This window comes from Phenylobacterium sp. RIFCSPHIGHO2_01_FULL_69_31 (genome assembly GCF_001824475.1).
Taxonomy (GTDB): domain Bacteria; phylum Pseudomonadota; class Alphaproteobacteria; order Caulobacterales; family Caulobacteraceae; genus Phenylobacterium.
Window position 1 is genome coordinate 132,695 of the sequence record NZ_MHXN01000031.1, and the last position, 25,272, is coordinate 157,966.

General features: G+C 69.6%; 29 protein-coding genes. 13 read left to right on the top strand and 16 right to left on the bottom strand.

Going from position 1 to position 25,272, the window contains the following annotated elements; genetic code table 11:
* Positions 1-19 precede the first annotated feature (19 nt).
* Both A2790_RS16050 and A2790_RS16055 read left to right on the top strand, forming a co-directional pair.
* Positions 20-451 (top strand): nuclear transport factor 2 family protein, encoded by a 432-nt coding sequence (locus tag A2790_RS16050; protein ID WP_293393573.1) that lies wholly within the window; start codon positions 20-22, stop codon positions 449-451.
* Positions 448-978, top strand: coding sequence for a nuclear transport factor 2 family protein (locus tag A2790_RS16055; protein ID WP_293393575.1), 531 nt, complete (start codon positions 448-450; stop codon positions 976-978). The genes A2790_RS16050 and A2790_RS16055 overlap by 4 nt, the downstream gene beginning before the upstream one ends.
* Before the next feature lie 3 nt (positions 979-981).
* Here the strand turns inward: A2790_RS16055 and A2790_RS16060 are convergent, their stop codons facing one another.
* From A2790_RS16060 to A2790_RS16070, 3 genes are all read right to left on the bottom strand, one after another.
* The gene (locus A2790_RS16060; RefSeq protein WP_293393577.1) at positions 982-1,938 is read right to left on the bottom strand and encodes a helix-turn-helix domain-containing protein; all 957 of its coding nucleotides are present in this window, start codon (positions 1,936-1,938) and stop codon (positions 982-984) included.
* 61 nt (positions 1,939-1,999) lie between these two features.
* Positions 2,000-2,917 carry a nitronate monooxygenase gene (locus tag A2790_RS16065; protein WP_293393579.1) on the bottom strand — a complete coding sequence of 306 codons (918 nt, stop codon included), beginning with the start codon at positions 2,915-2,917 and terminating at the stop codon, positions 2,000-2,002.
* Positions 2,918-2,932: 15 nt separating this feature from the next.
* Positions 2,933-3,742: a DUF1295 domain-containing protein gene (locus A2790_RS16070; RefSeq protein WP_293393581.1), complete on the bottom strand. Its 810-nt coding sequence runs from the start codon at positions 3,740-3,742 to the stop codon at positions 2,933-2,935.
* Positions 3,743-3,849: 107 nt separating this feature from the next.
* Between A2790_RS16070 and A2790_RS16075 the strand changes: the two genes are divergently transcribed.
* Positions 3,850-4,674, top strand: a complete 825-nt coding sequence (locus tag A2790_RS16075; RefSeq protein ID WP_293393583.1) for an SDR family oxidoreductase — start codon at positions 3,850-3,852, stop codon at positions 4,672-4,674.
* A gap of 3 nt (positions 4,675-4,677) precedes the next feature.
* Here the strand turns inward: A2790_RS16075 and A2790_RS16080 are convergent, their stop codons facing one another.
* From A2790_RS16080 to A2790_RS16140, 13 genes are all read right to left on the bottom strand, one after another.
* Entirely contained in the window at positions 4,678-6,471 is a 1,794-nt protein-coding gene (locus A2790_RS16080) for an AMP-binding protein (protein WP_293393585.1), read from the bottom strand.
* A gap of 2 nt (positions 6,472-6,473) precedes the next feature.
* Positions 6,474-7,694, bottom strand: a complete 1,221-nt coding sequence (locus A2790_RS16085) for an acetyl-CoA acetyltransferase (protein WP_293393587.1) — start codon at positions 7,692-7,694, stop codon at positions 6,474-6,476.
* 15 nt (positions 7,695-7,709) lie between these two features.
* Positions 7,710-8,606 carry an SDR family NAD(P)-dependent oxidoreductase gene (locus tag A2790_RS16090; protein WP_293393589.1) on the bottom strand — a complete coding sequence of 299 codons (897 nt, stop codon included), beginning with the start codon at positions 8,604-8,606 and terminating at the stop codon, positions 7,710-7,712.
* A gap of 70 nt (positions 8,607-8,676) precedes the next feature.
* Positions 8,677-9,738 carry a hypothetical protein gene (locus A2790_RS16095; protein ID WP_293393591.1) on the bottom strand — a complete coding sequence of 354 codons (1,062 nt, stop codon included), beginning with the start codon at positions 9,736-9,738 and terminating at the stop codon, positions 8,677-8,679.
* Between the two features lie 65 nt (positions 9,739-9,803).
* Positions 9,804-10,748, bottom strand: coding sequence for a helix-turn-helix domain-containing protein (locus A2790_RS16100; protein WP_293393593.1), 945 nt, complete (start codon positions 10,746-10,748; stop codon positions 9,804-9,806).
* A gap of 113 nt (positions 10,749-10,861) precedes the next feature.
* A complete protein-coding gene (locus A2790_RS16105) occupies positions 10,862-12,550 on the bottom strand; it encodes a class I adenylate-forming enzyme family protein (protein ID WP_293393595.1) in 1,689 nt (562 codons plus the stop codon).
* 61 nt (positions 12,551-12,611) lie between these two features.
* The gene (locus tag A2790_RS16110) at positions 12,612-12,911 is read right to left on the bottom strand and encodes a putative quinol monooxygenase (RefSeq protein WP_293393597.1); all 300 of its coding nucleotides are present in this window, start codon (positions 12,909-12,911) and stop codon (positions 12,612-12,614) included.
* Between the two features lie 73 nt (positions 12,912-12,984).
* The gene (locus tag A2790_RS16115) at positions 12,985-13,593 is read right to left on the bottom strand and encodes a phosphoribosylglycinamide formyltransferase (protein WP_293393599.1); all 609 of its coding nucleotides are present in this window, start codon (positions 13,591-13,593) and stop codon (positions 12,985-12,987) included.
* A 2-nt stretch (positions 13,594-13,595) separates the two neighbouring features.
* Complete coding sequence (locus A2790_RS16120; RefSeq protein ID WP_293393601.1) at positions 13,596-14,408, bottom strand: MBL fold metallo-hydrolase; 813 nt, start codon at positions 14,406-14,408, stop codon at positions 13,596-13,598.
* The gene (locus A2790_RS16125) at positions 14,405-15,181 is read right to left on the bottom strand and encodes a TatD family hydrolase (RefSeq protein WP_293393603.1); all 777 of its coding nucleotides are present in this window, start codon (positions 15,179-15,181) and stop codon (positions 14,405-14,407) included. The genes A2790_RS16120 and A2790_RS16125 overlap by 4 nt, the downstream gene beginning before the upstream one ends.
* An 8-nt stretch (positions 15,182-15,189) precedes the next feature.
* On the bottom strand, positions 15,190-16,191 hold the full coding sequence (locus A2790_RS16130) for a DNA polymerase III subunit delta' (RefSeq protein ID WP_293393605.1): 1,002 nt from the start codon (positions 16,189-16,191) through the stop codon (positions 15,190-15,192).
* Complete coding sequence (tmk, locus tag A2790_RS16135; RefSeq protein ID WP_293393607.1) at positions 16,184-16,819, bottom strand: dTMP kinase; 636 nt, start codon at positions 16,817-16,819, stop codon at positions 16,184-16,186. Before tmk ends, A2790_RS16130 begins: the two co-directional genes overlap by 8 nt.
* Positions 16,820-16,850: 31 nt before the next feature.
* Positions 16,851-17,855, bottom strand: coding sequence for a septal ring lytic transglycosylase RlpA family protein (locus A2790_RS16140; RefSeq protein ID WP_293393609.1), 1,005 nt, complete (start codon positions 17,853-17,855; stop codon positions 16,851-16,853).
* Positions 17,856-18,102: 247 nt separating this feature from the next.
* On the opposite strand from A2790_RS16140, the gene A2790_RS16145 reads away from it, so the two are divergent.
* The 10 genes from A2790_RS16145 to A2790_RS16190 all read left to right on the top strand — a co-directional run bounded on the left by A2790_RS16145 (position 18,103) and on the right by A2790_RS16190 (position 25,272).
* Positions 18,103-19,344, top strand: a complete 1,242-nt coding sequence (locus A2790_RS16145) for a site-specific integrase (RefSeq protein ID WP_293393610.1) — start codon at positions 18,103-18,105, stop codon at positions 19,342-19,344.
* Positions 19,341-19,883: a hypothetical protein gene (locus A2790_RS16150; RefSeq protein WP_293393612.1), complete on the top strand. Its 543-nt coding sequence runs from the start codon at positions 19,341-19,343 to the stop codon at positions 19,881-19,883. The genes A2790_RS16145 and A2790_RS16150 overlap by 4 nt, the downstream gene beginning before the upstream one ends.
* An 84-nt stretch (positions 19,884-19,967) precedes the next feature.
* Positions 19,968-20,195 (top strand): AlpA family phage regulatory protein, encoded by a 228-nt coding sequence (locus tag A2790_RS16155; protein ID WP_293393614.1) that lies wholly within the window; start codon positions 19,968-19,970, stop codon positions 20,193-20,195.
* A gap of 194 nt (positions 20,196-20,389) precedes the next feature.
* The gene (locus A2790_RS16160) at positions 20,390-20,767 is read left to right on the top strand and encodes a RusA family crossover junction endodeoxyribonuclease (RefSeq protein ID WP_293393616.1); all 378 of its coding nucleotides are present in this window, start codon (positions 20,390-20,392) and stop codon (positions 20,765-20,767) included.
* On the top strand, positions 20,764-20,982 hold the full coding sequence (locus A2790_RS16165) for a hypothetical protein (RefSeq protein ID WP_293393618.1): 219 nt from the start codon (positions 20,764-20,766) through the stop codon (positions 20,980-20,982). The genes A2790_RS16160 and A2790_RS16165 overlap by 4 nt, the downstream gene beginning before the upstream one ends.
* Positions 20,979-22,052 carry an AAA family ATPase gene (locus A2790_RS16170; protein WP_293393620.1) on the top strand — a complete coding sequence of 358 codons (1,074 nt, stop codon included), beginning with the start codon at positions 20,979-20,981 and terminating at the stop codon, positions 22,050-22,052. Before A2790_RS16165 ends, A2790_RS16170 begins: the two co-directional genes overlap by 4 nt.
* A 444-nt stretch (positions 22,053-22,496) precedes the next feature.
* Positions 22,497-22,883: a hypothetical protein gene (locus tag A2790_RS16175; RefSeq protein WP_293393622.1), complete on the top strand. Its 387-nt coding sequence runs from the start codon at positions 22,497-22,499 to the stop codon at positions 22,881-22,883.
* The gene (locus tag A2790_RS16180) at positions 22,880-24,328 is read left to right on the top strand and encodes a hypothetical protein (protein WP_293393624.1); all 1,449 of its coding nucleotides are present in this window, start codon (positions 22,880-22,882) and stop codon (positions 24,326-24,328) included. Before A2790_RS16175 ends, A2790_RS16180 begins: the two co-directional genes overlap by 4 nt.
* A gap of 17 nt (positions 24,329-24,345) precedes the next feature.
* Positions 24,346-24,585, top strand: a complete 240-nt coding sequence (locus A2790_RS16185) for a hypothetical protein (RefSeq protein ID WP_293393626.1) — start codon at positions 24,346-24,348, stop codon at positions 24,583-24,585.
* Between the two features lie 3 nt (positions 24,586-24,588).
* On the top strand, positions 24,589-25,272 hold the full coding sequence (locus A2790_RS16190; RefSeq protein ID WP_293393628.1) for a hypothetical protein: 684 nt from the start codon (positions 24,589-24,591) through the stop codon (positions 25,270-25,272).

The following is a 25,272-nucleotide window of genomic DNA, read 5'->3' on the forward strand; positions in this document are numbered from 1 at the left end:
TGCCAAGCCCGGAGTCCGGATGAGCCGCCTCTACGCCATCCTCCAGCAGGTCATCCACGCCTGGCAGGCCAAGGACATCGACCGGGTCCTGGGCTTCATGGCCGACGACATCGTCTGGCACTACGCCGTGGCCGTCATGCCGCCGGTGCGCGGCAAGGCGGCGGCGCGCAAGCTTTTGGAGCGCTTCCAGGCCGACATGCACCGGATCGAATGGCGCATCTTCGCCCATGCGGAGGCGGGCGATCGCCTGTTCGTCGAGGGTGTCGACGACTATCGCACGGCCGAGGGCCGCCGGGTCGCCACGCCCTATGCCGGGGTCCTGGACTTCCGTGGCGACCTGATCGCGGGCTGGCGCGACTACGTCGATCTCAGCGTGATGACCCAGCAGAAGGCGGGCGAGCCTTTGACCCGACAGGTGCTGGAGCTGCTGGACCGCGAGGTGGCGCCATGAGCGGGCCCACATCGCTGCCCCGACGCTCCGTGGTCGCCGCCGCCGGCGCCCTGATCGCCGCCCCCGCCCTCGCCAAGGAGACCGCCGCCATGCCGCGCCTCTATCCCGTGCTGGAGGCGATCATCGCCGCCTGGAAGCGGCAGGACGTGGAGGGCGTCCTGGCCTGCGTCACCGACGACATCGTCTGGCGCAACTCGTCCGGCTATGCGCCGGCGATCCGGGGCAAGGCGGCCATGCGCACCGCGCTGCACAACATGAAGGTGGCGATCGCACCGGGCAGCAACACCTGGCGGATCTTCGACTATGCCGAGTCCGACGACCGGCTGTTCATGGAGGGCGTCGACGAGTTCACGCTGACCACGGGGCAGCACGTCGCCATCCCCTACGCCGGCAGCCTGGAGTTCCGCGGGCTGCTGGTCAGCGAGTGGCGCGAGTACTTCGACGGCCGGATCAGCGCGGACATGAAGGCCGGCAAGCCGATGACGCCAGAGGTCCGGGAGATGATCTCGCGGCCGGTGGCGAAGTAGCGGTCAGGCGCCCGGGGGCGTCACGTCCTGCGCCGCAACCTCGGCGTGGCAGTGGTCGCAGGTGACCTTGCCCTCCAGGACGCGGCCGCAGGGACGGTGATGGGTAATGAGCGGTGGCCCTTTGCCCCCGTCCAGCCAGCGGTCTCCCCAGCGATTGAGCTCGGCGATCAGCGGATAGAGGTCGCGGCCCTCGTCGGTCAGGCGATATTCCCAGCGGTCGGGCCGCTGTTGATAGAGCTCCTTGCGCAGCACCCCCAGATCCACCAGCCGGGAAAGCCTGTCCGCCAGGATATTCGGCGCCACGCCCAACGCCTGCTGGAAATCGTTGAACCGCCGCCGCCCGAGGAAGGCCGAGGCGATCACGTGGCTCGTCCAGCGGTCGCCCAGCACCTGGAAGGCGCGGTCCAGCATGGGGTTGCCCTGGTTCAGGCTGTCGGCCGGCACGATGGACCGGCGCTGGACCCGGGGCGGCGGCGAGGGTTCGAACCCCACGCCCGGCCCCTCCTCCACATAGACCTCGCGAGGCGTCACCAGCTCGCCGCAGCAACGACAGCGGAACTCCGGGGTGAACTCGTGGCCGCAGCTGTGGACCAGCCGATGGGCCGGGTTCGCCGGATCGTAGAACCAGCGCTTCTCCCAGCGGATGATCATCAGGGCCAGGCTGTAGAGGTCGAGACCCATGGGCGAGAGGTGGTACTCCTCGCGCACCGGCCGCTCCTGGTAGCGCACCTTCTCCAGTAGCCCGGCTTTCTGCAGCCGGCGCAGGCGGTCGATCAGCAGGCTGCGGGCCAGGCCGATGCGCCCCTGGAATTCGTCGAACCGCCGCACGCGCTGGAAGGCCAGGTAGAGGATCATCAGCGTCCAGCGGTCGCCGAGAATGTTCAGGGCCCGAGTCGCGGAGTTGGCCTGGACGAGCTGGGTCGGAGCCGGCGGGACGTCGTTCGGTTGGGGATCGGCCATATCGCCTCGGGCTGCGCCTGCCGACCCTTCGAAAATGGCCGCCCCCTTGTCAAGGCGCGGCTCAGCCGGCGGCCTGCGCGTACTCCGCCGCCAGCTTGTCGATGATCGCGGCCAGCGGCTCGACGGCCTTCACCTGCCCGGCCCCGTGGCCGGCAGACCAGACGTCGCGCCAGCGCTTGGCCGCGTCCTCGGGACGTCCAAGGTTGATCTCGGCCTTGGCCTTCAGGCCCTCGGCATCGTAGCCGGCGGCCAGCAGGCTGGCCTTCAGCCAGTTGGCCGGCATTCCGGTCAGGGCGGCGGAGGTGACGATGTCCTCAGCCGAGGCCTCCACCAGCATCTGCTTGTAGCCCGGGACGGCCAGGCTCTCCTCGCAGGCGATGAGGCGCGTTCCAAGGTAGGCGAGGTCGGCGCCCAGCATCTGCGCCGCGCGCACGGCCTGGCCGGAGCCGATGCCGCCGCCCAGCGCGATCGTACCCTCGAACCATTCGCGCACCGCCGGCGCGAAGGCGAAGCCCGAAATCGGACCGGTGTGACCGCCCGCGCCGGCCGCCACCAGGATCAGGCCGTCGACCCCGGTCGCGGCGGCCTTGTGGGCGAAGGTCAGCGAGTTCACGTCGGCATAGACGAGCCCGCCGTAGCCTTGGATCGCGTCGACGACCGCCGACGGGCTGCCGAGGGCGGTGATCACGATCGGGGGCCGGTGCTTCAGCACCAGCTCCAACTCCTCCTCCCACCGCGCGTAGGAGCGGTGGACCATGATGTTCATGGCCCAGGGCGGGGCATCGGCCGGCAGAGTGGAAGCGATGGTCGCCATCCAGGCGTCCAGTTCGTCCAGCGAGCGGGCGTTGTTGGCCGGGAACGAGCCGATGATCCCGGCCTTGCAGGCGGCCAGGACCATGTCGACCCCGGAGACCAGGAACATCGGGGCGGCGATGGCCGGCAGGCGTAGGCGCTCAGCGATGTGGGCAGGCAGTGACAAGGGCGTGACCTCGGATCAGGCGGCTTCGGGCGGCTTCGGCGGCCAGGGGAAGAAGGGCGAGGTGCGCCGGATGTAGTCCTCATAGGCCGGCTTGCGGCGGCGCATGCGCCCCTCGACTGTGGGCATGCCGCTCCAACGGGTCAGGGTGTAGACGAGGTAGAGGGGCCCGATCACGGCGAAGAGGCCCAAGGTCGTCTCCGCCGCCACCAGCCACAGGCCCCACCAGACGCAGGCGTCGCCGAAATAGTTGGGATGGCGCGTGTAGCGCCACAGGCCCCGGTCCATCACCTGGCCGGCGTTGGCGGGATCCTTCTTGAAACGCACGAGCTGCCAGTCGGCGAGGCTCTCAAAGATCAGGCCGAACACCGCCAGCACCACGCCCGCGATGCCGAGCGCGCCGAGTTGGGCAGGCTGGTCGGGGATCTGCCCCAGCTGCACCGGCAGGCAGACCAGCCACAGCAGCGGCATCTGCAGCATGAAGACCAGCCGGAAGGCCGCGTAGCCATAGCCCCAGCCCCGCTCGGCCTTGGCCTTGTCCAGCATGCGCACGTAGCGGCCGTCCGGCCCGTGGTCGCGCCAGCGCCACAGCATGTAGCCGCCGAGGCGGACCGCCCAGGCGACGCAAAGACCGGTGAGGATCATGCGCCGCGACGTGCCGCCGCCAGTCTGCAGGAAGGTGGAGATCGCCACCACGCCCATGCCCAGGCCCCAGAGGCTGTCCACCGGCGTCACATCCCGTTGGGCCACGCAGATCGCCCAGGCCAGGACGAACAGCCCCAGGATCACGACGGCGTTCACCGCCAGGACGATCACGAATTCCGGCATGCTACGCCCCCTGCTTCCACCCTCGATCAACGGGGCGGTTTGACAGTCTTTCTATGCAAGTTAAGGTCCGCCGACAAGGCGCGGCAAGCGGAAATCAGGGCGGAACGATGGGCGACTACAGCGGACGCACAGTCCTGGTCACCGGCGCGGCGGGCGATATCGGCGCTGCCGCGGCCGCCGCCTTCGCCGCGCGCGGGGCTGACGTGGTGGTCACCGACCGGCGTGCGGACGCCCTGGAACAGGTCGCGGCCGCCTTGCGGGAAACGGGGCGCGAGGTGCTGGGCCACGCCTGCGACCAGTCCGATCCGGACGCCGTCGCGGGGCTCTTCTCGGCCATCCAGGATCGTTTCGGTCGCCTGGACGCCGCCTTCCTGAACGCAGGCTACGGCCGCTACGGCGCACTGATCGACACGCCGTTCGACCAGTGGCGCAAGCACGTGGAGGTCAATCTCAACGGCGGCTTCCTGATGGCCCAGGGGGCGGCGCGGCTAATGCGCGACGGGGGCCGCGGCGGGGCGATCCTGTTCACCGCTTCGACGGCCGCCACCCACATCTGCGACCTGCTGGGCGCCTATGCCGCCTCCAAGGCCGGCGTGCGGATGCTGGCCAAGTCGCTGGCGTCCGAGCTGGGGGTCTGGCGGATCCGTGTGAACCTGGTCCTCCCGGGTATCATCGAGACCGCCATGACCAAGTCGCTGATCGACGATCCGGCGGTGCGGGCCGACGCCATTTCTAACACCCCCGTCGGCCGGTTGGGCCGACCCGAGGACATCGCCCGCCTGGCGGTGTTCCTGTGCAGCGACGAGGCGGGCTATGTCACCGGCGCCGAGGTGCTGGCCGACGGCGGGCAGACCCTGCACGGCTATCCTCGCTGGTTCAGCGCCGACTATGCTGAGGTCGGGGCGGAGTGGACGCCGCACACCCCGCGCTAGTCATCAGCCGAGAGCGATCACGCCCTCGTCCGGCGTGTCGGCGTAGAGGCGTTCCACCTCCCCTGCCCGACGGTCGATGACGGCGCGGCGGTTGATCGTGCCCTTGTCCGAAATCTCGTGGGCGTTGGCGCTGGGCGGCTCGGTAAGCAGCAGCGCCCGCTTCACCCGCCCGGCGCTGCCATGCTGTCCGGCGTTGAACGCGGCCAGACGCCGGGCGATCTCCACCGGATCGGCGTCAGGCTTCGGCCAAAGCATCACACCCAGCCAGGGCCGTCCGTCGTCGCAGAGCACCAGGTCCGTCACCAGCGGCGACAGCGCCTTGATCAGCCCATCGCGAACGGCGCCGCCATAGACCCAGGCGCCGCTGGAGAGTTTGAACTCCTCGGCGGCCCGGCCCGAGAACGCCAGGCCCTTGGTCGGGTCTTCCGGATCGTGGAACACCACGAGATCCCCGGTGCGGTAGAAGCCCTCCTCGTCGAAGGCCGCCGCGGTCTTCTCCGGCTCGTCCAGATAGCCCGCGGTGACGTTCGGGCCCCGGGCCCGCAACTCGTAGCGGTCGCCACTGGGTGAGAGCTTGATGGTCGTGCCGGGGGCCGGCAGGCCGATGCCCACCCGGTCGGTCTCGAAGTGGATGACCATGAAGGCCGAAACGGTCTCGGTCATGCCATAGCCGCTGGTCATCATGATCCGATGGCCGGTCTCGGCGACGGCGGCGGCCTGCAGGCGATCCATGACGGTCTGCGGCAGACCCGCGCCGCCGTAGAGCATCAGGCGCATCTTCCGGAAGAAGGTCGCCCGCAGGACCGCATCCTGCTCCAGGGCGTCCACCAGCATGGCGTAGCCCAGCGGCACATTGTTGAAATAGCTGACGGGGATCTCGCGCAGGTTCCGAATCGAAGTCTCGAATAGGCCGGGCGCCGGCTTGCCGTCGTCGATGTAGAGCGTGCCGCCCTCCAGCAGCGTGGTCCGCAGGACGAAGGCTCCGGCCGCATGATGCCAGGGCAGCCAGTCCAGCATCACGTCATGCCAGCCGGCCGCCTCACCGATGGTCTGCTGGCACTGGGTGGAATTGGCCATCAGGTTGTCGAAGGTGATCGGCACGACCTTCGGCAGGCCTGTGGATCCCGACGTCAGCATGAGGGCGGCGCGGGCCTGCGGCTTCAATCCGGCGATCGAAGCGGCGACTGCCTCCGTGACCGGGGTCGCCAGGATATCCGCATAGGCCGTGGCGGGCTTGGACAGCCCGGTCGGATCGGCCGTCACGATGCGGGCGCCGTGCAGGTTCAGCGCCTCCAGCGCGCCCTTGGCCATCCGCGTGTCCTCGGCGAACACCACGCCCGGCTTCACCTTATCGATCACGTGCGCCAGCCGGCCGTAGTCCCCGCCGAGGGCGGCATAGGTGACGCTGACCGGGCACGCCGCGCGGCCGGCCGCCTGGGCGGCGAAGCTCATCACCGCGAAGGCGGGCGTATTGCCGGCCAGGATGAGGACCGGTCCGGGCGGGGCTTCGCTCAGCAGCCACTGGGTGGCGGCGTCCATGTCCCGCTTGAGTTGGCCGAAGGTCAGGAACGCCCACTCGCCGTCCGCGCCCCTCTGGGCCAGCGCCGGCTTCTCGGCGGATAGCTCGGCCCGGCGGGCGAAGGCGGCGGGGATGTTCGCCTCGTACGGCCGCAGCGGGATGCGGGAGGCGATCAGGACCGTGCCGTCGGGCCGGCGCTCGACCTCCAGGTCCACCGGCATCAGGTGGGCTTCGCGGAAGGGAGCCGGTCTGGCCGCCGCCACGGCGCTGTCGGCCACGGTCAGACGCCCACCACGAGGCTGACCGTCGTGGTGGTCGAGCCGCCGATGTTGAGGGTCTGGACGGTCTTGGCGCCCTCGACCTGGTAGTCGCCCGCCTTGCCGGTCACCTGCTTGAAAGCGTCCAGGGTCATCCGGACGCCGGTGGCGCCCACTGGGTGGCCCAGGCCGATCAGGCCGCCGGACGGATTGATCGGCAGGCGGCCGCCGATCTCGATGGAGCCGTCCTCCACCGCCTTCCAGGCTTCGCCCGGCGCCGTCAGGCCCAGATGCTCGATGGCCATGTATTCCGTGGTGGTGAAGCAGTCGTGGGTTTCGACTGCGTCCAGTTCGGAGATGTCCGTCACGCCAGCGCGGCTGCGCGCGGCGTCGATGGCCTGCTTCACCCGTGGGAAGACATAGGGCTGGCCCTCGCTGGCGCGCACCTTGCGGTCGTAGCTGATCGGGGCCGAAGTGTGCCCCCAACCCTTGATCCGCGGCAGGCTTTCCAGCGGCACGCCGCGCTTGTCGGCATATTCCCGGGCGGCCTTCTCCGAGGCCAGGAACACGACCGCCGCGCCATCGGTGACCTGGCCGCAGTCGTTCTTGCGGATCATGCCCTCGATGACCGGATTGGCCTCGTCGTCCGCGGTGAAGCTCTTGTCGTTGAACGCCCACTGCCGCGTCTGGGCGTTGGGGTTTTTCTTGGCGTTGGCGAAGTTGATCTCGGCGATGCGCATCAGGTGTTCGTACTTCAGGCCCCAGCGGCGGTCGTACTCTTCACCGAGGTCCGAGAAGGCGCGCGGCCACAGGTAGGTGGCGTCCTGCAGCTCATGGCCGGTCCAGGCCGCCGCGCCCAGGTTCTGCGCCGCCTGCTGGCCCGAGACGTTGCGCATCATCTCCAGGCCCACGACGCAGGCGGTGTCGTAGCGGCCGGCCTCGATCTCTGCGGTGGCGGCGAGGATCGCCACGCTGCCGGAGGCGCAGGCCGCCTCGTGCCGGGCGGTCGGCATGCCGTCGAAGTCCGGATGCACCAGGCCGAAGAAGCCGCCCAGCAGGCCCTGCCCGGCGAACAGCTCGCCCACGAAGTTGCCCACGTGGCCGGTGTCGATGTCCTTGGGCTCGAGGTCAACGGCGGCCAGGCCCTCGCCCACCACCTCGGCGAAGGCGTCGGCGAAGTCCATCTGCCGCCGGGCCCAGTTCTGGGAGAAGTCAGACTGCCAGCCGCCAAGAATATAGACCATGATGTCCTCGTCCGATTATGCGGGGGTGGCGGCCAGCGCCGGGCGACCGTCCATGAAGGCCGCGAAGGCCGTGTGGGAGTCGGAGTAGGCTTCGCGGGGCTCGGCCCGGATCGCGGCGTGCACGGCCGCGCCGATGGGGCCGTCGAGCCGGACCGGCGCGCCCTCGACCGCCGTGGCGATGCGCAGGCGGCCGCCGCCCGAGACCAGGGTCTGGCCGGTGACGTCGCAGGCCTCGCTCACCAGCCAGGAGACCAGGGGCGCCACGTCCGCCGGATCCATGCGTTCGGCCAGGCCCGGCGCCAGGTGCTGCTCGGTCATGGCGGTGACGGCGTAGGGTGCGATGGCGTTGATGAGGACGTTCCGGGGCCGCCCCTCGGTGGCGAGGCCCCGGACCAGGCCGATCAGGGCCGCCTTGGAGGAGGCATAGGCCGCCATGCCGTCGCCGCCGTGCAGGCCGGCCGATGAGGCGCTGACTACGATCCGGCCGCCGTTCCGCGACAGCTCGGGCCAGGCCGCGTGGACCAGGTCGAAGGCGCCGAAGAAGTTGATATCGAAGATCCGGCGGAAGCCTTCCGGCGTCTGCCGATGCAGCCGCTGGGTCTCGGGGACGCCGGCGTTGGACACCACGCCGTCCAGGCGGCCGAACGTCTCCAGGGCCTGTTCGACCAGGCGTCGTCCGGTGGCCGGGTCCTCCGCGGGATCGAGGTTGGCCACGGCGCGGCCGCCACGCGCTACGATCTCGGCGACGACCGTCTCCGCGCTGGGCGGCTGGGTGCGATCGCTCCAGCGGTTGTTGACCACCACGGAGGCGCCACGGGCGGCGAGATCGAGGGCATAAGCGCGGCCCAGGCCCTTTCCGGCCCCGGTCACGATGACGACGCGGCCGGTCAGGTCGGTCTCTCCTGCGGTCATCGCGCTCCTCCTGGGGTGGATCATCCACACCCCGTATCGTTATGCAAGTAACTTGAGCCGCGACGTCCGATCAAGCGTGCGCGAGGTCGGCCTGAAAGGGCGTGGCCAGGGGCCGAGTGACCAGACCCGGCGCGGCGGCCACGACGCGGGGAATGGCGTTGATTACCGCGCCGGCGACGGCGACCTGCTCGGCCGAGGTGGCGGTCGTGTCCCCGTCCCGCTTCTCCAAATCGAGGCTCAGCCGCACGCCCGGATGGCCCTTGATCCGGATGCGCCATAGCGGTGGGTCGGGTTCGTCCAGATGGGTCGCTTCCATCCACCAATGGATCGACATCGTCAGCTTCGTCTGGCCGTCCACAATCCCGTTCCAGCGCCAGTTCACGTGTCCGATCCGGCCCTCAGGGATCGTTCCGGCGGCGACGCCCAGGTCCTCCGTCGCCGGATAGACGCGATGGTCCGTCCGCACGGCGTGCAGGGGCATGCCAAGGTGCTCGGCCATGGCGGCCAGCACCTCCTCGTACATGCCGTTCAACGAGCTGGCCGGGCCCCACGCCGGGTCTTTGGCGTCGACGGCGGCCGGGTCCGAGCCGAAGCCCAGGATGCGGAAGACGTAGTCGGGATTGCGCACCGCGCGACAGTCGACGCTCTCGACCACCTCCACATGGTCCAGCGCCTGGCAGACGCCTGTGGCGACGACCGCGAGTTGCTCCCCCGCAAAGCCGGGATTGAGGCCCGCGGCCATCAGGCTGGTCCTGCCCGCCCGGCAGGCGGCGTCCAGCGCGTCCCGCCGCTCGCCGGTCCAGTGAGATGGCCGGCTGTAGCCATTGATACTTATGACGTTCTTGCCCGACGCCAGCAGCCGCAGGATCTCCGCGTCGTGCGAGCCGTAGGGCGGCGCCAGCCGCGCGCAGTGGATCACGACGTCCGCGTCCAGGGCCAGGATCTCGTCGATGTCGCGCGTGGCGATCACGCCCGTCGGATCGCGGCGGGCGATCTCACCCGCGTCCCGGCCCGCCTTGCCCTCGCCGTACACATAGAGACCCACCAACTCCATCGCCGGATGGTCGATCACCGCTCGCAGGCACGACTTGCCCATGGCGCCCGTGGCCCACTGGATCACGCGATAGCTCATGCGACGGCCTCCCTTGCGGGCAGGCTTAGCGCATACAGTATCGTTATGAAAGTGACGGTCGGAGCCTACGCCGGTTCCAGCGCCCGGGGGTTTTCCGCCTCGATCACCTCGTAGGCCACGGCATGCGGCTCCACCGGCTGGCCGCAGCACGAACAGGTCACGGCCGGCTCCAGATCGTGGCCGTCCGACTTGTGGCGCAGCAGCAGCGGCGGCCCCTCGGGCGAGACGTAGTACTTGTCGCCCCAGCGCAGCAGCATCAGCAAGACGGGATAGTAGTCTACGCCCTTCTCGGTCAGCCGGTACTCGAAGCGCCGCCCGCCCAGGTCGTGGGTGCGGATCACGCCCTGCGCCGTCAGCCACGAGAGGCGCTCGGACAGGATGTTGGTGGCCATGGCCGTATCGCGGTGGATCTCATCGAAGCGCCGGAGACCGGTGAAGATCGAGCGCAGAACCAAGCTGGCCCAGCGGTCGCCGGTGATCTGGGCCACGTCCACCATCAGGCCCTGCGCCCCTGTCGCCGCGTGCCGCTGCTGCCGGCGGCGGCTGTAGCGGGCAGCCATCCAGCCGACGCCGGGACCCTCGGCCCAGTCCACATCTCGGGCGCTGATCTCGTCGCCGCACTTCAGGCAGGTGGGCGTCGGCTCGAACACATGGCCGCAGGTCTTGTGGCGCAGCCGTAGCTGCAGCCGCCCCGCCGTCGGGGTCCAGCGCCGCTCCCAGCGCAGCATCATGAGGGCGGGCCAGTAGAGATCGCGGCCCTTCTCGGTCATCCGGTACTCGTAGCGCGGCGGCGCCTCGCTATAGAGCACCTTCTCCAGGACGTTCGCGGCCACCAGCCGCTTCAGGCGATCGCTGAGCAGCGTCTGGAGCAGGCCGGTGCGCGTGCGGAACTCGTCGAAACGGCGGGCGCCGATCCAGCTCGCCTCCAGGATCAGCAGGATCGAGGTGTCGCCCACGACTTCGAGCGCCCGCCAGATCGAGCAGGTGCGGATGAATTTGGGCGAGGCCATCGTTCCGGTGCGCGCTTTCATAACCGTCGTTCACAAACGTCGCGGAACGGGTGCGACTATGCAAGTCGCTTTCGGCCGGCAACTCCTTGATCCGGCTCAATGCTCCTGTCGGGTCACACGGCCGCGACGGGCGCCAGCTCCCGACGCAGCACCTTGTTCAGCGGATTGCGCGGCAGGGCTTCGACGATCCGCAGCTTCTCCGGCAACTTGTAGGTCGCGATCTCGTGGGCCCGAAGATGGTCGTTGAGTTCGTCCAGGGTCAGGCTCTCGCCCGGCCTCACCGCCACAACGGCGCAGACGCGCTCGCCCAGCCGTTCGTCCGGATAGGCCGCGCAGGCGCCTTCCCGCACCTTGGGGTGGCTCTCGATCAGGACGTCCAGCTCGGCGGGCGAAATGTTCTGGCCGCCCCGGATGATGATCTCCTTGCAGCGGCCGACGAAGCGGTAGTAGCGGCCGCCCGCCTCCGGCGCGATCTCGAACAGGTCGCCGGTCCGGAAGAAGCCCTGGTCGTCGAACGCCGAGCGGGTCAGGTCCGGCGCCTGGAAATAGCCATCGAAGGTCATGGCGCCGGCGATCCGCAGCTCCCCTTCCTGGCCCGGTTCGGTGATGTCCGCGCCCGTCGCGAGGTCGACCAGCCGGGTTCGGATCTTGGCCGGGAACGCGGCCGGCCAATCGACGCCATCGGCTCCGAAGCGCGGGAAGAAACGCGCCCGCTGCTCGGGGTCGGGGATCGCTTCGCCGGTTGAGAACAGCGAGGCCCCCTCATTGGAGCCGAACACGTTCATCACGGTTACGCCGTGGCGCTCCTGCCACCCCTTCACCATCCACGGCGCAAGCGGGGCCGAGCCCGATCCCAGGCAGCGCAGGTTCGAGAGATCCGCTTCGGCCAGCAGCGCCTCGTTCTGCAGCAGCATGTTGAGCACCGCGGGCGGCGCGACCGTGTAGGCCACCTTCTCCGCCTGCATCTGGCGCAGGAAGACGGCCAGGTCGAAGGGATGGTGTTGGACGAGACGGCCCTGGCAGACGAGCCAGGTCATCACCATGCCGCCGATCGCGGCGATGTTGATCAACGGGAACGGGTTCAGCACCGTGTCGCCCGGATGCAGGCCCGCCGCTTCCACCAGCGCCTCGCCGTTGACCACCCAGTGATCGTGGTGGCGCGGCACGCCCTTGGGCATGGCCTCGGTGCCCGAGGTCCAGCAGATGGTCAGGGCCTCTGCCGCATCGAGATCGGCGGGAACCGGGGATGGCGTCGGCGGCGCGGCCGCCAGGCGCTCGGCCAGCACATGCGCGCCTTCCGGCGCTGCGGCGCCCAGGCTCACCACCTCGGCGTCCGTCACCCCGTCCCGCTTCAGCTCGACCAGCATGGCGGCGTGGTCGCAACCGTGGAACGCGCCGAGGGTCAGGTACAGGCGCGGCCGCACGACCGGCAGGATCTGGCGCAGCTCGTGGGCGCGGTAGGCCACCGCCACGGGGCTCAGGATCGCCCCCATGCGCGCGCAGGCCAGGAACGCCAGGACGCCTTCCACCAGGTTCGGAAGTTGCATCGCCACCACGTCGCCGCGGCCGACGCCGAGACCGGCGAAGGCATGGGCCAGGGCGTCGATGCGTGCGTTGGCCTGGGTCCAGGTCAGCCGCTGCGGCGCTGTGCCGACAAGGGCCTCGCGGTTGGGGGCATCGGCCAGGGCCTCGTCATGTGGTCGCGCGGCGACCGCGCGGCGGAAGAGATCTTCGACGGTCTGGCCACGCCACCAGCCCTTGCGGCGGTACTCGGAAACCCGCTCCGGCGGACTGGGACGCAAGGCTCACCTCCTGTCTCTCGACGGGCCAGAGCTTGCATAGTGAGTATCGTATTGCAAGTAACTAGGGCTTGGGCAGTCCGAAGCCGCCGACCGGCTGGGTCTCGAAGCGCTCGCCGAAGCCGGCGATCAGCGGGCGCGCCAGGGCGATCATGGCCTGGACCGCCGGAAGCTTCAGCGACGCCTGGTGACTGGCCTGGCTGTCCCACACCTCGGTGATCCAGATGGCGTCGGGGTTCGTCGGGTCCAGCGCCACCACGTAGCTGAGGCAACCTGGCATGGCGTCCACGCCCCCCACCATGTGCCGGACGAGTTCGTCCCGCCGCCCCGGCTGGGCCAGCATCTTGCCGATCAGACCGTACATCTCGCCTCCTCCGGCGTTGGCGCCAGAGCCCGTGGCCGCCAGAGCGGCGGCGCCCGCAAGAACGGCGCGGCGTTCAACCGGCACGGGGAAGCTCCAGCCGCCCCGCGGCGATCTCCTGCAGCGTCTCCACGAAGAACTGGGGTTCCAGCGCCTTCACGCGCGCCTCCAGGCTGTCCGGCGTGTCGCCGGTCACGATGGGTACGGGCCGGCGCGCCAGCTCCGGCCCATGGTCATACTCCGCGTCCACCGCGTGGATCACAATGGCGCTCTCGGGCACGCCCGCCGCGATCACCGCGGCGTGGACCCGCGCGCCGTACATGCCTTCCCCGCCGAAGCGGGGCAGAGGTCCAGGGTGGATGTTGAGGATGCGCCCTGCGTACCGCGCCAGCGTCCTTGGACCGAGGCGGCGCAGGTATCCCGACATCACGATGAGCTCGACGCCGTGGATGGCCATGGCCTCGGCCAGGGCGGCGTCGGCCGCGTCTGGATCGGTCAGGGTCGGGATCGCCAGCACCGGCACACCGCGCGCCTGCGCCCACGCGAAAGCCGGCGCGCCCTTCTTGTTACTGACCAGCAGGCGCGGCTCGGCGGCCAACTCGCCGGCGGCGATGGCGTTGACGACCGCTTCGGCGCTGGATCCGTTTCCCGACGCCAGAAATCCCAGTTTCAGCGGCGAATCCAAATCTATATCGCCTTCAATTCATGTTCGAAGACCATGCCGTCGTAGGCCGGCTCGACGCCATCGGGCAGCTCCGCGCAGAGCCGCTGGAAATCCATGTCGATGTGCATGTTGGTGAGGATCGCCCGCCGTGGCTTGACGCGTGCGATCCACTCCAGCGCTAGGTCCAGGTGCGCGTGGGTGGGGTGGGGCCGGCGGCGAAGGGCGTCAACGATCCAGACATCCAGGCCGGCCAGGGCCTCGAACGCCGCTTCGTCCAGACCGACCACATCGCTCGAATAGGCAATATCACCAAAGCGATAGCCGACAGACCTCACACCGCCATGATCCTGGTCGAAAGTCACGACCGGGATGGCGCCCGACGGTCCATCGACCTCCCAGTTCACGCCGTGGGCCGGGATCAGGCGACGGTCGCAGATCGCGGGATAGCCGCCCTCACCCTCGAAGATGTAGCCGAACCGCCGCATCATGGTGGCGTCGGTAGCTTCATCCATCCAGCAGGGGATCCGCGCCTGCTGGCGCAGGTAGAAGGCGCGGACGTCGTCCAGGCCGTGCACCTGGTCGGCGTGATCGTGGGTCAGCAGCACCGCGTCGCAGCGCTTCACGCCGGCGCGGGCGCTCTGGATCCGGAACTCCGGGGAAGTGTCCACGACGATGGTGGTCTGCTCGCCCTCACCCCGTCGCCGGACGAGCATTGAGCACCGCGTGCGGAAGTTCTTCGGCTCCGCCGGATCGCAGATCCCCCAGTCGCCATCGGCCCGAGGCACGCCACCGGACGAGCCACAGCCCAGGATCGTGACCTCAAGCGTCGGGCTCATGGCCGCGGAATCCGGTCAAACAGGTCGAAGAACGCGTCGGTGGTCCGCTGCTCGGCCTCGTCCAGCGTCCAGCCGCGCACCTCGGCCAGCTTGGCCAGGACGTGCGGGATGTAGGCCGGCTCGTTCCGACGACCCCGGTGCGGGACGGGCGCCAGGTAGGGGCAGTCCGTCTCGACGATGATGCGCTCGGCCGGCATGTCCCGGATCACCTCGCGGACATCCTCCGCGGCCTTGAAGGTCGCGATGCCCGAGACCGAGAACCAGGCGCCCAGGGCCGCGGCGCGGCGCGCCAACTCCGCGCCGGAGGTGTAGCAGTGCATGAGGAGGCGGAACGGGCCGGCGGCGTATTCCTCCTCCAGGATCGCCCCCATCACGTCGTCGGCTTCCCGGGTGTGCACGACCAGCGGAAGTCCCGTCTGGCGCGCCGCCGCCACATGCGTCCGGAACACCTTCCCCTGGATGTCGCGGGGGCTGAGGTCGTAGTGGAAGTCGAGCCCGCACTCGCCGATCCCGACCACTCGCGGGTCGGCGGCGAGCTCGACTAGGCGGCCCGCCGAAAGATCGGGGTTTTCCTTGGCCTCATGCGGGTGGGTGCCGACCGTGCACCAGATGTCCGGCTGGTCGGCCAGGGCGCGGACGGCGGGGAAATTCGACACGCGGTCGCAGATATTGACCATCAGCTGCACCCCCGCGGCGCGGGCGCGCTCAATGACGGCGTCCCGATCCTCGTCGAATTGCGGGGCGTGCAGGTTGACGTGGCTGTCGATCAGCATGGGCGGCTTCAGGCCTGGGCGGCCTGGCGGAGCTCCGTCAGCGCGGTGAACAGGGCGTCGGCGCGGTCGAGGTTCAGGGCCTCGACCTCGCGCGGCAGGCGCTGGAGCGTCTCCCACGCCTCGGCCCAGCGATCAAGGCGCCCGATCCCCTGCCCGGCCCTGTCGGTCGTCAGCTTGTGGACGCGGTCGGCCAGGCGTTCGAACAACAGGGCGAACTGGGCCTGGCCCTCCCCGCCGCGGAACTTCTCCGAGAGGGACAGCGCGCGCGTCTCGTCGATACGCGGCAGCTCCGCGAGCAACTCGCGGGCCGCATCGTCCATGGCCAGGGCGCCGGCGGCGGCCAGGGACAGCGCATGGCCCGGCGCGCCATCGGCCATGTGCGCCAGCCGCAGCGCCTCCTCGGGATTCACGTCGGCGCGCGCGCTCACGAAGTCGGCCGTCGCCTCAATCCCCAGGGGATGGAACGCCAGCCGGCGGCAGCGCGAACGGATCGTCGGCAGGAGGCGCCCCGGCGAATGCGAGACCATCAGGAGCACGCCCCTGGGCGGCGGCTCCTCCAGGGTCTTCAGGATGGCGTTGGCGGCGTTGACGTTCAGGTCGTCGGCCGCGTCCACGATGGCCACGCGATGCGGGGCGCTGGCGGGAGACTTCGAGAAGAATTCGGCCAGCCGCCGGGCGTCGTCGACCGGGATCACCTTACGCGCCTTGCCGTCGGGTCCTTCGCGCTCCAGCACGAGCAGGTCGGGGTGGCTGCGCGCGCTCACCTGGCGGGCTACGGGATGCTCGGGGTCCGCGCCCAGCAGGCCGTTGGCGGGATAGGCCGGCGCGCCCAGCAGGCGGCGGGCCGCGCGGTACGCGAAGGTCGCCTTCCCCACGCCCTCGGGTCCGGTCAGCAGCCAGGCGTGATGGAGACGCCCACGGGCGCGGGCGGCCTCGAACACGGCTTCGGCGGCCTCCTGGCCCTGCAGCTGGTGAACGTCGCGCGGGTGCGGGACCTCAAGGTCAGCCATGGACCGCCAGCCTGGCTTCGACCGCGGCCCAGACCGCGGCCTCGACCTCCGCGATCGAGCCCGTGGCGTCAATCAGGGCGCACCGCTCGGGCTCGGACGCGGCGATGGCGCGGAAGCCCTCGCGCAACCGCTCGTGAAACGTGATGCCTTTCGACTCGAACCGCATCTCGGCCCCGGCGCGGGCATGGGCGCGCTCCAGCCCCACCTCGGCGGGCAGGTCGAACACCAGCGTCAGGTCGGGGCGCGTGTCCTCCAGGATGAAGGTTTCCAGCGCCGTGATAAAACGCGGGTCCACGCCCCCGGCGGCGCCCTGGTAGGCGCGCGTGGAATCAGCGAAGCGGTCGCAGATCACCCAGGCGCCTCGGGTCAGGGCGGGCCGGATGACCCGCTCGATATGGTCCCGGCGGGCGGCGTACATCAGGAGCGTCTCGGTCGTCGGACTCCAGCGGTCGGCCTCGCCGCGCAGCACGATGTCGCGGATACTCTCGGCGCCGGGCGAGCCGCCGGGTTCGCGGGTGGTCACGACCTCCCGGCCGCCGCCCTTCAGCCGCGCGGCGAGGCGCTGCACCTGGGTGGATTTCCCGGCGCCCTCGCCGCCCTCGAAACTGATGAACCGACCGCGTGTCACGCGGCCAAATTGGCGCGTTCGAGCGCTTTGTCTAGAAGGCGCTGACCACGCGGGCGTCGCTGAAGCCGATCTCCGCCACCCGGTCGCGCAGCGCATAGGCCTCGGCCTCGTCGGCAGGCGCGGGCAGCACCACCCGATACAGCGTCGTGCCCTCGCGCTGGAGAGGCTCGATCGAGGCGGTCCCGGCCACCGAGAGCTGAGCCACTGCGCGCTGGGCGTTCGCCTGGCTGGAGAATGCGCCCGCCTGGATCCGCAGGCCGGTAGAGGGCGAAGGCGCCGAGGCCATGAGAGTCGGCCCCGCGATCGGCGCATCGGAAATGGCCGAGCCGGTGACCGGCGGCAGGGAGGAGACGTCGATGTGGTCGGCCGGGCGCGACACCGCGGACATGGCGCGCGGCGACGAAGATCCGGGCGCTGTCTGCATCACCTCGTTCGAGGTCGCCGCGACCGCCATCGGCGCCGCGGCGGTCGCGGTCCGCGTCGGCAGCGGCGTGGCGTCGGCGTAGCGCCGGCCCGCGCCGGGGCCCAGCAGGGGCGCGGGGCCAAGGTAGCGGACGCGCACATTGGCGAGGCCAGCCCGATCATAGCCCAGCTGGCGCGCCGCCTCGCGGGACAGGTCGATGATCCGGTTGTTCGCGAAGGGACCCCGGTCGTTGACCCGCACCACCAGCTTGCGGCCGTTGTCGAGGTTGGTGACCTCCACCATCGACGGCAGCGGCAGGGTCGTGTGGGCCGCCGAGACATTGTTCATGTCGAAGGTCTCGCCATTGGCGGTGGCCTTCATGTGGAACTGGTCGCCGTACCAGGAGGCGACGCCCCGCTGGTCGTAGTTCGGCTGTTCCCGCGGCACGTACCAGACGCCGTTCACTTGGTAGGGCTTGCCCACCTTGTATTCGCCCTGCCCCGTCGGCGGCGCCTTGCCCACGCCATCGGCGCGGCTCGGATAGCGCGGCGCGACGCAGGCGGTCACCGAGGCGCCGGCCAGCAGGATCAGCGCGATCCGGATCGACCGTCCGCAGTTCGTGGATTTCGTCATGTCCGCCTCCGACTCACCGGAATCGTCGGCGCGGAAGCTTGCAACAGGGTTAACCGGAGATTGCCGCAGGGGCTGGCGGACAGGGTGTCCGCCTCCGTAGAACTCCAGGCGACCACATGAGGCCACGCAACGGCCTAACGCCTCTCTGTGCGTTCCCGTTTGGTTGCCACACGTCGCCACTTGACGCCACACCACGCCACATGTTTATTGATGGGTGAAACGATGGGTTGACGGAGTTCGACGGACGATGCCGCGCAAAGCTGCAGAACTTGGCCCTCTCGCCGTCTCCCGCCTGGCGGCGCCGGGCATGCACGCCGTCGGCGGCGTCTCGGGTCTCTACCTTCAGATTCTCCCGAGCGGGGGCCGCTCGTGGGTGCTGCGGGCGTCCGTCGCCGGCAAGCGTCGCGACATGGGCCTGGGCGGCTTTCCCGACGTTCCCCTGGCCGATGCGCGGCGGAAGGCTCGCGAGGCGCGAGAGGCCATAGACGCCGGTGAGGATCCGATTGCCGCGCGCCGCGCCGCCAAGGCCGCGCTGTTGGCGAAGGCCGGTTCTGTTCTCACCTTCCGCCAAGCCGCCCTCGACTACATCGCCGCGCACGAGGCCAGCTGGAAGAACCCGAAGCATCGCCAACAGTGGCGGAGCACCCTGGAGGAGTTCGCTTTCCCGACGCTGGGTAAGCTCTCGGTTCAGGACATCGAAACGTCCCACCTCCTGACCGTCCTGCGGCCGATCTGGGCTGAGAAGACGGAAACCGCCTCCAGGCTCCGAGGCCGCATCGAACAGGTGCTGGACGCCGCCAGGGCCACCGGTGCGATCAAGGGCGTTTGGGAGAACCCCGCCCGCTGGCGTGGCCACCTCGACAAGGTGCTGGCCGCCAAGACGAAGATCGCGAAGCCTGAGCACCACGCGGCGCTCCCGGTCTCCGAGGTGGCCGAGTTCATGCCCCGCCTGCGGTCGGCTGAGGGCATGGGCGCCCGGGCGCTGGAGTTCGCTATCCTGACGGCGTGCCGTAGCGGCGAGGTCCGCGGGGCGCGCTGGTCTGAGATCGACCTTGCAGAGAAGGTCTGGACGATACCCGCCGCACGGATGAAGGGCGGGCGGGAACATCGCGTTCCTCTTTCACCGGCGGCCGTCGCCCTCCTCGAGAAGCTTCCTCGGATCGCGGGCAATGATCTGGTGTTCACCGCTCAGCGCGGCGGCGAGCTGTCTGACATGACCCTAACCGCCGTACTCCGCCGGATGAAGGTCCCAGCCACCGCGCACGGCTTCCGGTCGACGTTCCGGGATTGGGCGGCCGAGAGGACGAACTATCCGCGCGACGTGGCTGAGATGGCCCTCGCGCACACGATCGGCAGCAAGGTCGAGGCGGCCTACAGGCGCGGCGACCTCTTCGCGAAGCGCACCCGGATGATGGCCGATTGGGCGAAGTTCTGTGCACAGCCGGTCGCGCAAGCCGCCAACGTCACCCCTCTTCGGGGGCGGGCATGACCGGCTTCCTACCCCGCGGGTATTATCCGCTCTCCGAAGTTCGCGCAGCCATCGGCGCGGCGAAACTGGGCTCCTACCTCGCCTCGGGCGATCTCCTTGGCTTTGTGCAGGTGGACGGGGAGTTCAAGCAGATGGCCGCGGAGGGCTGGGGGCAAGAAGGGTCTGACAAGATCGTCGACGCTGGCGCGCTCGATCTGGGCGACGGGCAGCTGCTCCCGATTCTGGTGACTTCGAGCAACCCGAAGGCGTTTGCCATGAAGATGGACGCCCGCCCCCGACCGGGCGTGACGCTGCCGCCTGCTCCGCTCAAACGAGTGAACTCGGGAGGGCGGCCCGTGAAGTGGGATTGGGAAGGCGCCATGGTCGAGCTCGCACGCCTCGACGCCACGGACGGGACCGCGAACAAGACCCAAGCGGCTCTGGTCGCTCACCTCGCGGACTGGTTCGTCAAGAACTCTGGCCACGGCGATGCGCCTACGGTGAGCGAGCTCAAAGTCCGCGTGCGCCGGTTCCAGGAAGCTCTGAAGCCGGAAACCTAGTTTCCGGCCGTTTTCGGCCGTTTCCGGCTGAATGCCCCCGTATCCCGAGGCCTCCTGTGGCCATCAAAACACACAGGAGCCCACATGAGGTACGGCCAACAAACCTCTGCTGCACTTGCAGATTTCGACCGCCTTCCGGATGCGGCGTTCGTCCGTCTCCCCGTGGTCATGGCGCTGTTCGCATGCAGCGACGAGACGGTGCGCCGCCGCGTGAAGGCCGGCGCGATCCCTGCCCCGGTCAAGCTGGGGCCGCGCTCCACCGCCTGGCGCGTCGGCGATCTCCGCGCCACGCTCGATCAGGTCGCCGCGTGATTAGATGCCGGTCACAGGGGGAACGCCGTCCCTAAACGGCAGAGAGCCCGCACCCCGACAGGTGCGAGCCCTCAAAGTTCAAGCCTCAACCAACAGCGGGCAAGATAGGGCGTCGGGATCGATCCGGCAATCTCGGCTGTGCCTGCGCTCGATCCATGACGAGGCGGGCCGGTGGCAGGGCCTGGAGGTGGCGCGTGTCTGAGGACATCACCCCTAGCCTGATCGCCCTGCGCCTGCCGTTCCCGCCCGGCCTGAACAACCTGTTCAAGAACGTGGCCAGGGGACGCGCCCGCACGGCTCGCTATGACGCCTGGATCGCAGAGGCGAGCCTCGCCCTGCGGCGCCAGCGGCCGACGGCCATCACGGGTGGGTTCAAGGTCGACTTCGTGTTCGACCGCCCTGACCGGCGCCGGCGCGACCTCGACGGCCTGGCCAAGGCCATCCTGGACCTGCTGGGCAAGTCGGGCGTCATCGTCGACGACCACTTGGCGGAGGATATCCGCCTGCGCTGGTCCGGCATGCCTCCGCAGAAGCCGGGCGGCGTCCTCGTGCTGCTGGAGCCGGCAGCATGAGCGCCTCCGCCATGGCTTTCGCCAACGCCGTCATCAACGCCCGCGGCGGCGGCGAGATGTTCGGCATGCTGCTGGAGCAGTTCCCCGAGATCAGGCGCGAGGAGGTGTTTCTCGGCGTCGCCATCGCCTGCCTCGACCGTGACGCGACCTTGATGGCCGCGGATCTCGAAGTCCGGCAGCTGCAGCGCGCCCTTGAGCGTCGGGAGGCCGCATGACCCTGGCGCCCGATATCGAGACGCTGGCGGACGCCCCCCGGATGTTCTCGGCGGCGGAATACGCCGGCCGCGAGTTGAAGCCCCGGCCGATGTTCGTGGAGGGGCTGCTCCCAGGTGCACAGGTCAGCACCTTCGACGGTGACGGCGGAGCCGGGAAAACCACCTGCGCCCTGCAGATGACCGCCTCGGCCGTCACGGGTCGAAACTGGTTTGGCCGACGGGTGCAGCGCGGCCCCGCCATCTTCCTGGCCAGCGAGGACGACTCTGACGAGCTGCATCGCCGGCTGGACGCGATCTGCGTGAACCTCGGTGTGGGCCTCGACGACTTAGCCGATTTGCACGTCTGGCCTCTCGCGACTGAGGACCCGGCTCTCGTGCTTCCGGCGACGGGTGGCGCCCTCGTTCCGACCGCGCGTTGGTCCCAGCTCCTTGCCGCGATCGATCGCATCCGGCCCGTGGTCCTCGTGTTGGACAGCAAGGCTGACGTCTTCGGGGGCAATGAGATCGACCGCGGCCAGGCCCGCGCCTTCGTCGGCATGCTGCGCAAGGTGGCCATCGCCCGCGGCGTCGCCATCGTGATCCTTGGGCACCCCAGCCTATCGGGCATGTCCTCGGGCTCCGGATCAAGCGGGAGCACCCATTGGCGCAACGCCGTCCGCGCGGGCCTCTACCTGCGCCGACCGGATGACGAGGACGCGCCCCCGGATCGAAAGATCCTGGAGCTGAAAAAGGCCAACTATTCGGCCACGGGCACCACGATCAGCCTGCGCTGGTCCGCCGGCTGCTACGTGGCTGAAGACGACGTGCCGCAGGGAAGCCATGAAGACCAAGAGGCCGCCATCGACGACACCTTCCTGCGGCTCCTCGACGCCTTCACGGCAGAAGGCCGCGCCGTCGGGGATACGAACTCGATCATCTACGCGCCCAAGTGCTTCGCCGCCGACCCGCGCGCCCGGGGGGTCCGCAAAGCCGCCCTGAAAGCCGCCATGGGCCGGCTCTTCGCCGCCGGCATCATCCGCGTGGAGCTCACCAACAAAGGCTCCAGACACATCGTTCGGACGGGGGCCTGAGATGCGTCAGACCCCTTCAGACCCCCCGTCAGACCTGATTTTCAGACCCCTGTCAGACCCGCCAGACCCTACGTCAGACCCATTCAGACCCTCGGTTCAGACTAACCCCCATACCCCCTGTGGGCCACGCGCCCCCTTTGGGCGGGGCCGCGCCCACCAGACAGGGCCGGCAGAGGTGCGAACCTGGCTCACTGTGACCCGGCGAATGAAGGAGGCGCAGACTCTGCATCTCCTCCCTTCGAGGAGCCGCAAAAGACGCAACGCGTCTGCGCAGTTTTCCCGTGGCGGCGCGACGGCCACACCAAAGGCGCGCGGCGGTCGCCGCAGGGTTGAGTGTATGGCGGAGCGTCCGTCCGCCCCCTCCCCTTGAAACCGCATAGGTTTTGACAACCTAGGCGAACTCACCCACCTTCCCACCCATCAACACACGGAACCGGCTCGCCGATGACCCGCACCGCCACCGCCCGCCGCTCGATCACCAACCGCAGCGCCGTCTCCAACGGAACGGGGACGCTCCCCGGCGTGGATGGCCGCTCGCCTGGTGCGCGCCGCTTCCACGACATCGTGGCGGACCTGACGGCGGAGGTCGGCGGAGCCCTGTCGGCGATGGAAAGCCTGATGGTCAGGAACGCCGCAACGCTTCAGATCGCAGCCGAGGACTTGGCCGCAGCACAGGCCCGCGGAGAGCCTGTAGACCCCGACGCGCTGGCGAGGGCTGCGAACGGGGCCGTGCGAGCCCTGGCGGCCCTGCGGCGGCTGCGCCCGGCCAAGGGCAAGCGGGAGCGCCGCACCGCCCATGACGTCCTCGCCTCGCGGGTGGCCGCCGAATGAAGCCGCTGATCAGCATGCGTGAGGCCTTGGCTGACCGGCGCCTCCTCGGGGGTGCGATCCCCGGCGATTCGTGGCTGGCGTGGCGCACGCTGCTGATCGCCTCCATGGGCGAGGCGCTGACGGATGATGAGCGGGTGCTGTTCACGACCCTCACGGGGCGCGAGCGCGAGCCGCTGAGCCTTGTCGAGGAACTGTGGGCTATCGTGGGCCGTCGGGGCGGCAAGACCCGCGCCGCGGGCACGCTCGGGGCCTACGTGGGCACGCTCTGCGACCACACGGAGTACCTGGCGACGGGAGAGCGGGGCGTGATCCCCATCCTGGCCGCGACAGGCGATCAGGCGGGCCGCGCCTTCATGCACGTGAAGGGCGTGCTGGAGGGCTCGCCGGACCTCTCCGAGATGCTGGACGGCGAGCCGACACAGGACACCATCCGGCTGACTAGCGGCGTGGACGTCGTGGTCCGCCCGGCCAACTTCCGCACCATCCGATCGATCACGGCCGTTGCCGCCATCTGCGACGAGGTGGCGTTCTGGATGATCGAGGGCACGGTCAACCCCGACGCCGAGATCCTGAACGCGCTCCGCCCGGCTCTGGCGACCACTGGCGGGCCGCTGATGGTCATCTCCAGCCCCCACGCCAAGCGTGGCGAGGTCTACAAGACGCACCGCCGCGACTACGGCCCGACTGGCGACCCGGCGATCCTCGTGGCCAAGGGTCCGTCGCGCACGTTCAACCCGCTGCTTCCTCAGAAGACGGTCGACCGGGCCTATGCTCGCGACGCCCAGGTGGCGGCGGCGGAGTACGGCGGGGAGTTCCGCGACGACATTGCGGCGTTCGTGACGCGCGAGATCGTCGAAGCTTGCATCTCGGCGGGTGTGCGAGAGCGCGGGTTCATCTCCGCCCACAGCTACTTCGCCTTCGTCGACCCGTCGGGCGGCCTGAACGATTCCATGACCCTCGCCATTGCCCACCGGGAGGGCGACGGGGCGGTGCTGGATGCGGTGCGGGAGCGCAAGCCGCCATTCAGCCCTGAGGCGACGACCGCGGACTTCTGCGCCCTCCTGAAGGCCTACGGCATTACCGAAGTGACCGGGGACCGCTACGCGGGCGAGTACCCGCGGGAGCAGTTCCGCAAGCACGGGATCACCTACAACGTGGCCGATAAGCCGCGGAGCGACCTCTACAAGGACCTCCTGCCGGCCCTGAACAGCGGCAAGGTCGACCTCCTCGACCTTGAGCCCATCGTCACGCAGCTCTGTGCCCTGGAGCGCCGCGTGGCGCGCGGGGGCCGCGAGAACATCGACCACCCGCCGAGCGGCCACGACGACATCGCCAACGCCGTCGCCGGCGCCTTGGACCTCGTGGCCGAGCGCCAAGCCCCCTCTGTCGGAATGCTTCTCAGCTCTGCCGTCCGCGCAGGGCTTCATCGGCGAAGAGCCGCCTAACCCCGGAAGGAAGACCCATGAAGACGATGATCACCAACGTGAAGCCCGAGGAAGACCCGAAGGTGAAGGAGATGCTCGCCAACCTCACCAACGCCGTGAAGGAAGCGGTGAAGGCCGGCATCGAGGCCGCCTTCGACGACGGCGAGGACGACGGCCGCCAGGAGCAGGCCAACAACGTGAACCCGATGTTCGGGGGCCGTCAGCAGCAGCAACCGAAGGGCCTTGCCGCCTTCAAGCTGCCCAAGGCGGAGGGCTGACCCTTGGCCTTCGGCGAGGCTGCGCAGGCGGTTGCTGACCTCACCCTGATCTTCGATCCGGCCGAGGTGTGGCCGGATCCTGATGCTTGCCCCGACTGGCCCCTGACCCCACAGCAGAACGCCCAAGGGCTGGGCTTCGTGGGTCTGAAGGCTGCGGGGGAGCGCCTGGAGCATCTGCAGCACGTCCTCGGCCGCAGCGCCCCGCTGGCGCCGCCCACGGATGAGGAGCGCGAAGCGCTGCGGCGCCGCTACTTCGTCGAGTACAGCGCCGACGAGAACAACGGTCAGGGGCGCAACGTCGGCCCCTGGTCGATCTCCCTTGGCCTCCGGGGCGTCAGCTGGCGCGATCACACCACTGAAAGCACGGCGCGCATGATCGTCGAGGCGCTCCACGTCCGCGGCTACCTGCGGAAGCTGGACGCCATGGCGGAGCGCCACAAGGTGGTCGCCGAGGACCACAAGCGCCGGGGCCTCCAGCAGACGCTGGATGCCTACCCGAACCAGTCCCTGCTGGACGAATACGCCAGCCTTGCCGAGGCGGCGGCCCGCCACCAGCAGCGCCTGGACGATGAGAAGGCCTTCCACCGTCGCGCCGAGATCAAGCGGAACTTCACGTTCGGCTACTCGGCCGTCACCGCCGCCGCCCGCGAGCTGGGTGTCCAGCCTCCGCCGCTCCCGGAGCTCTGA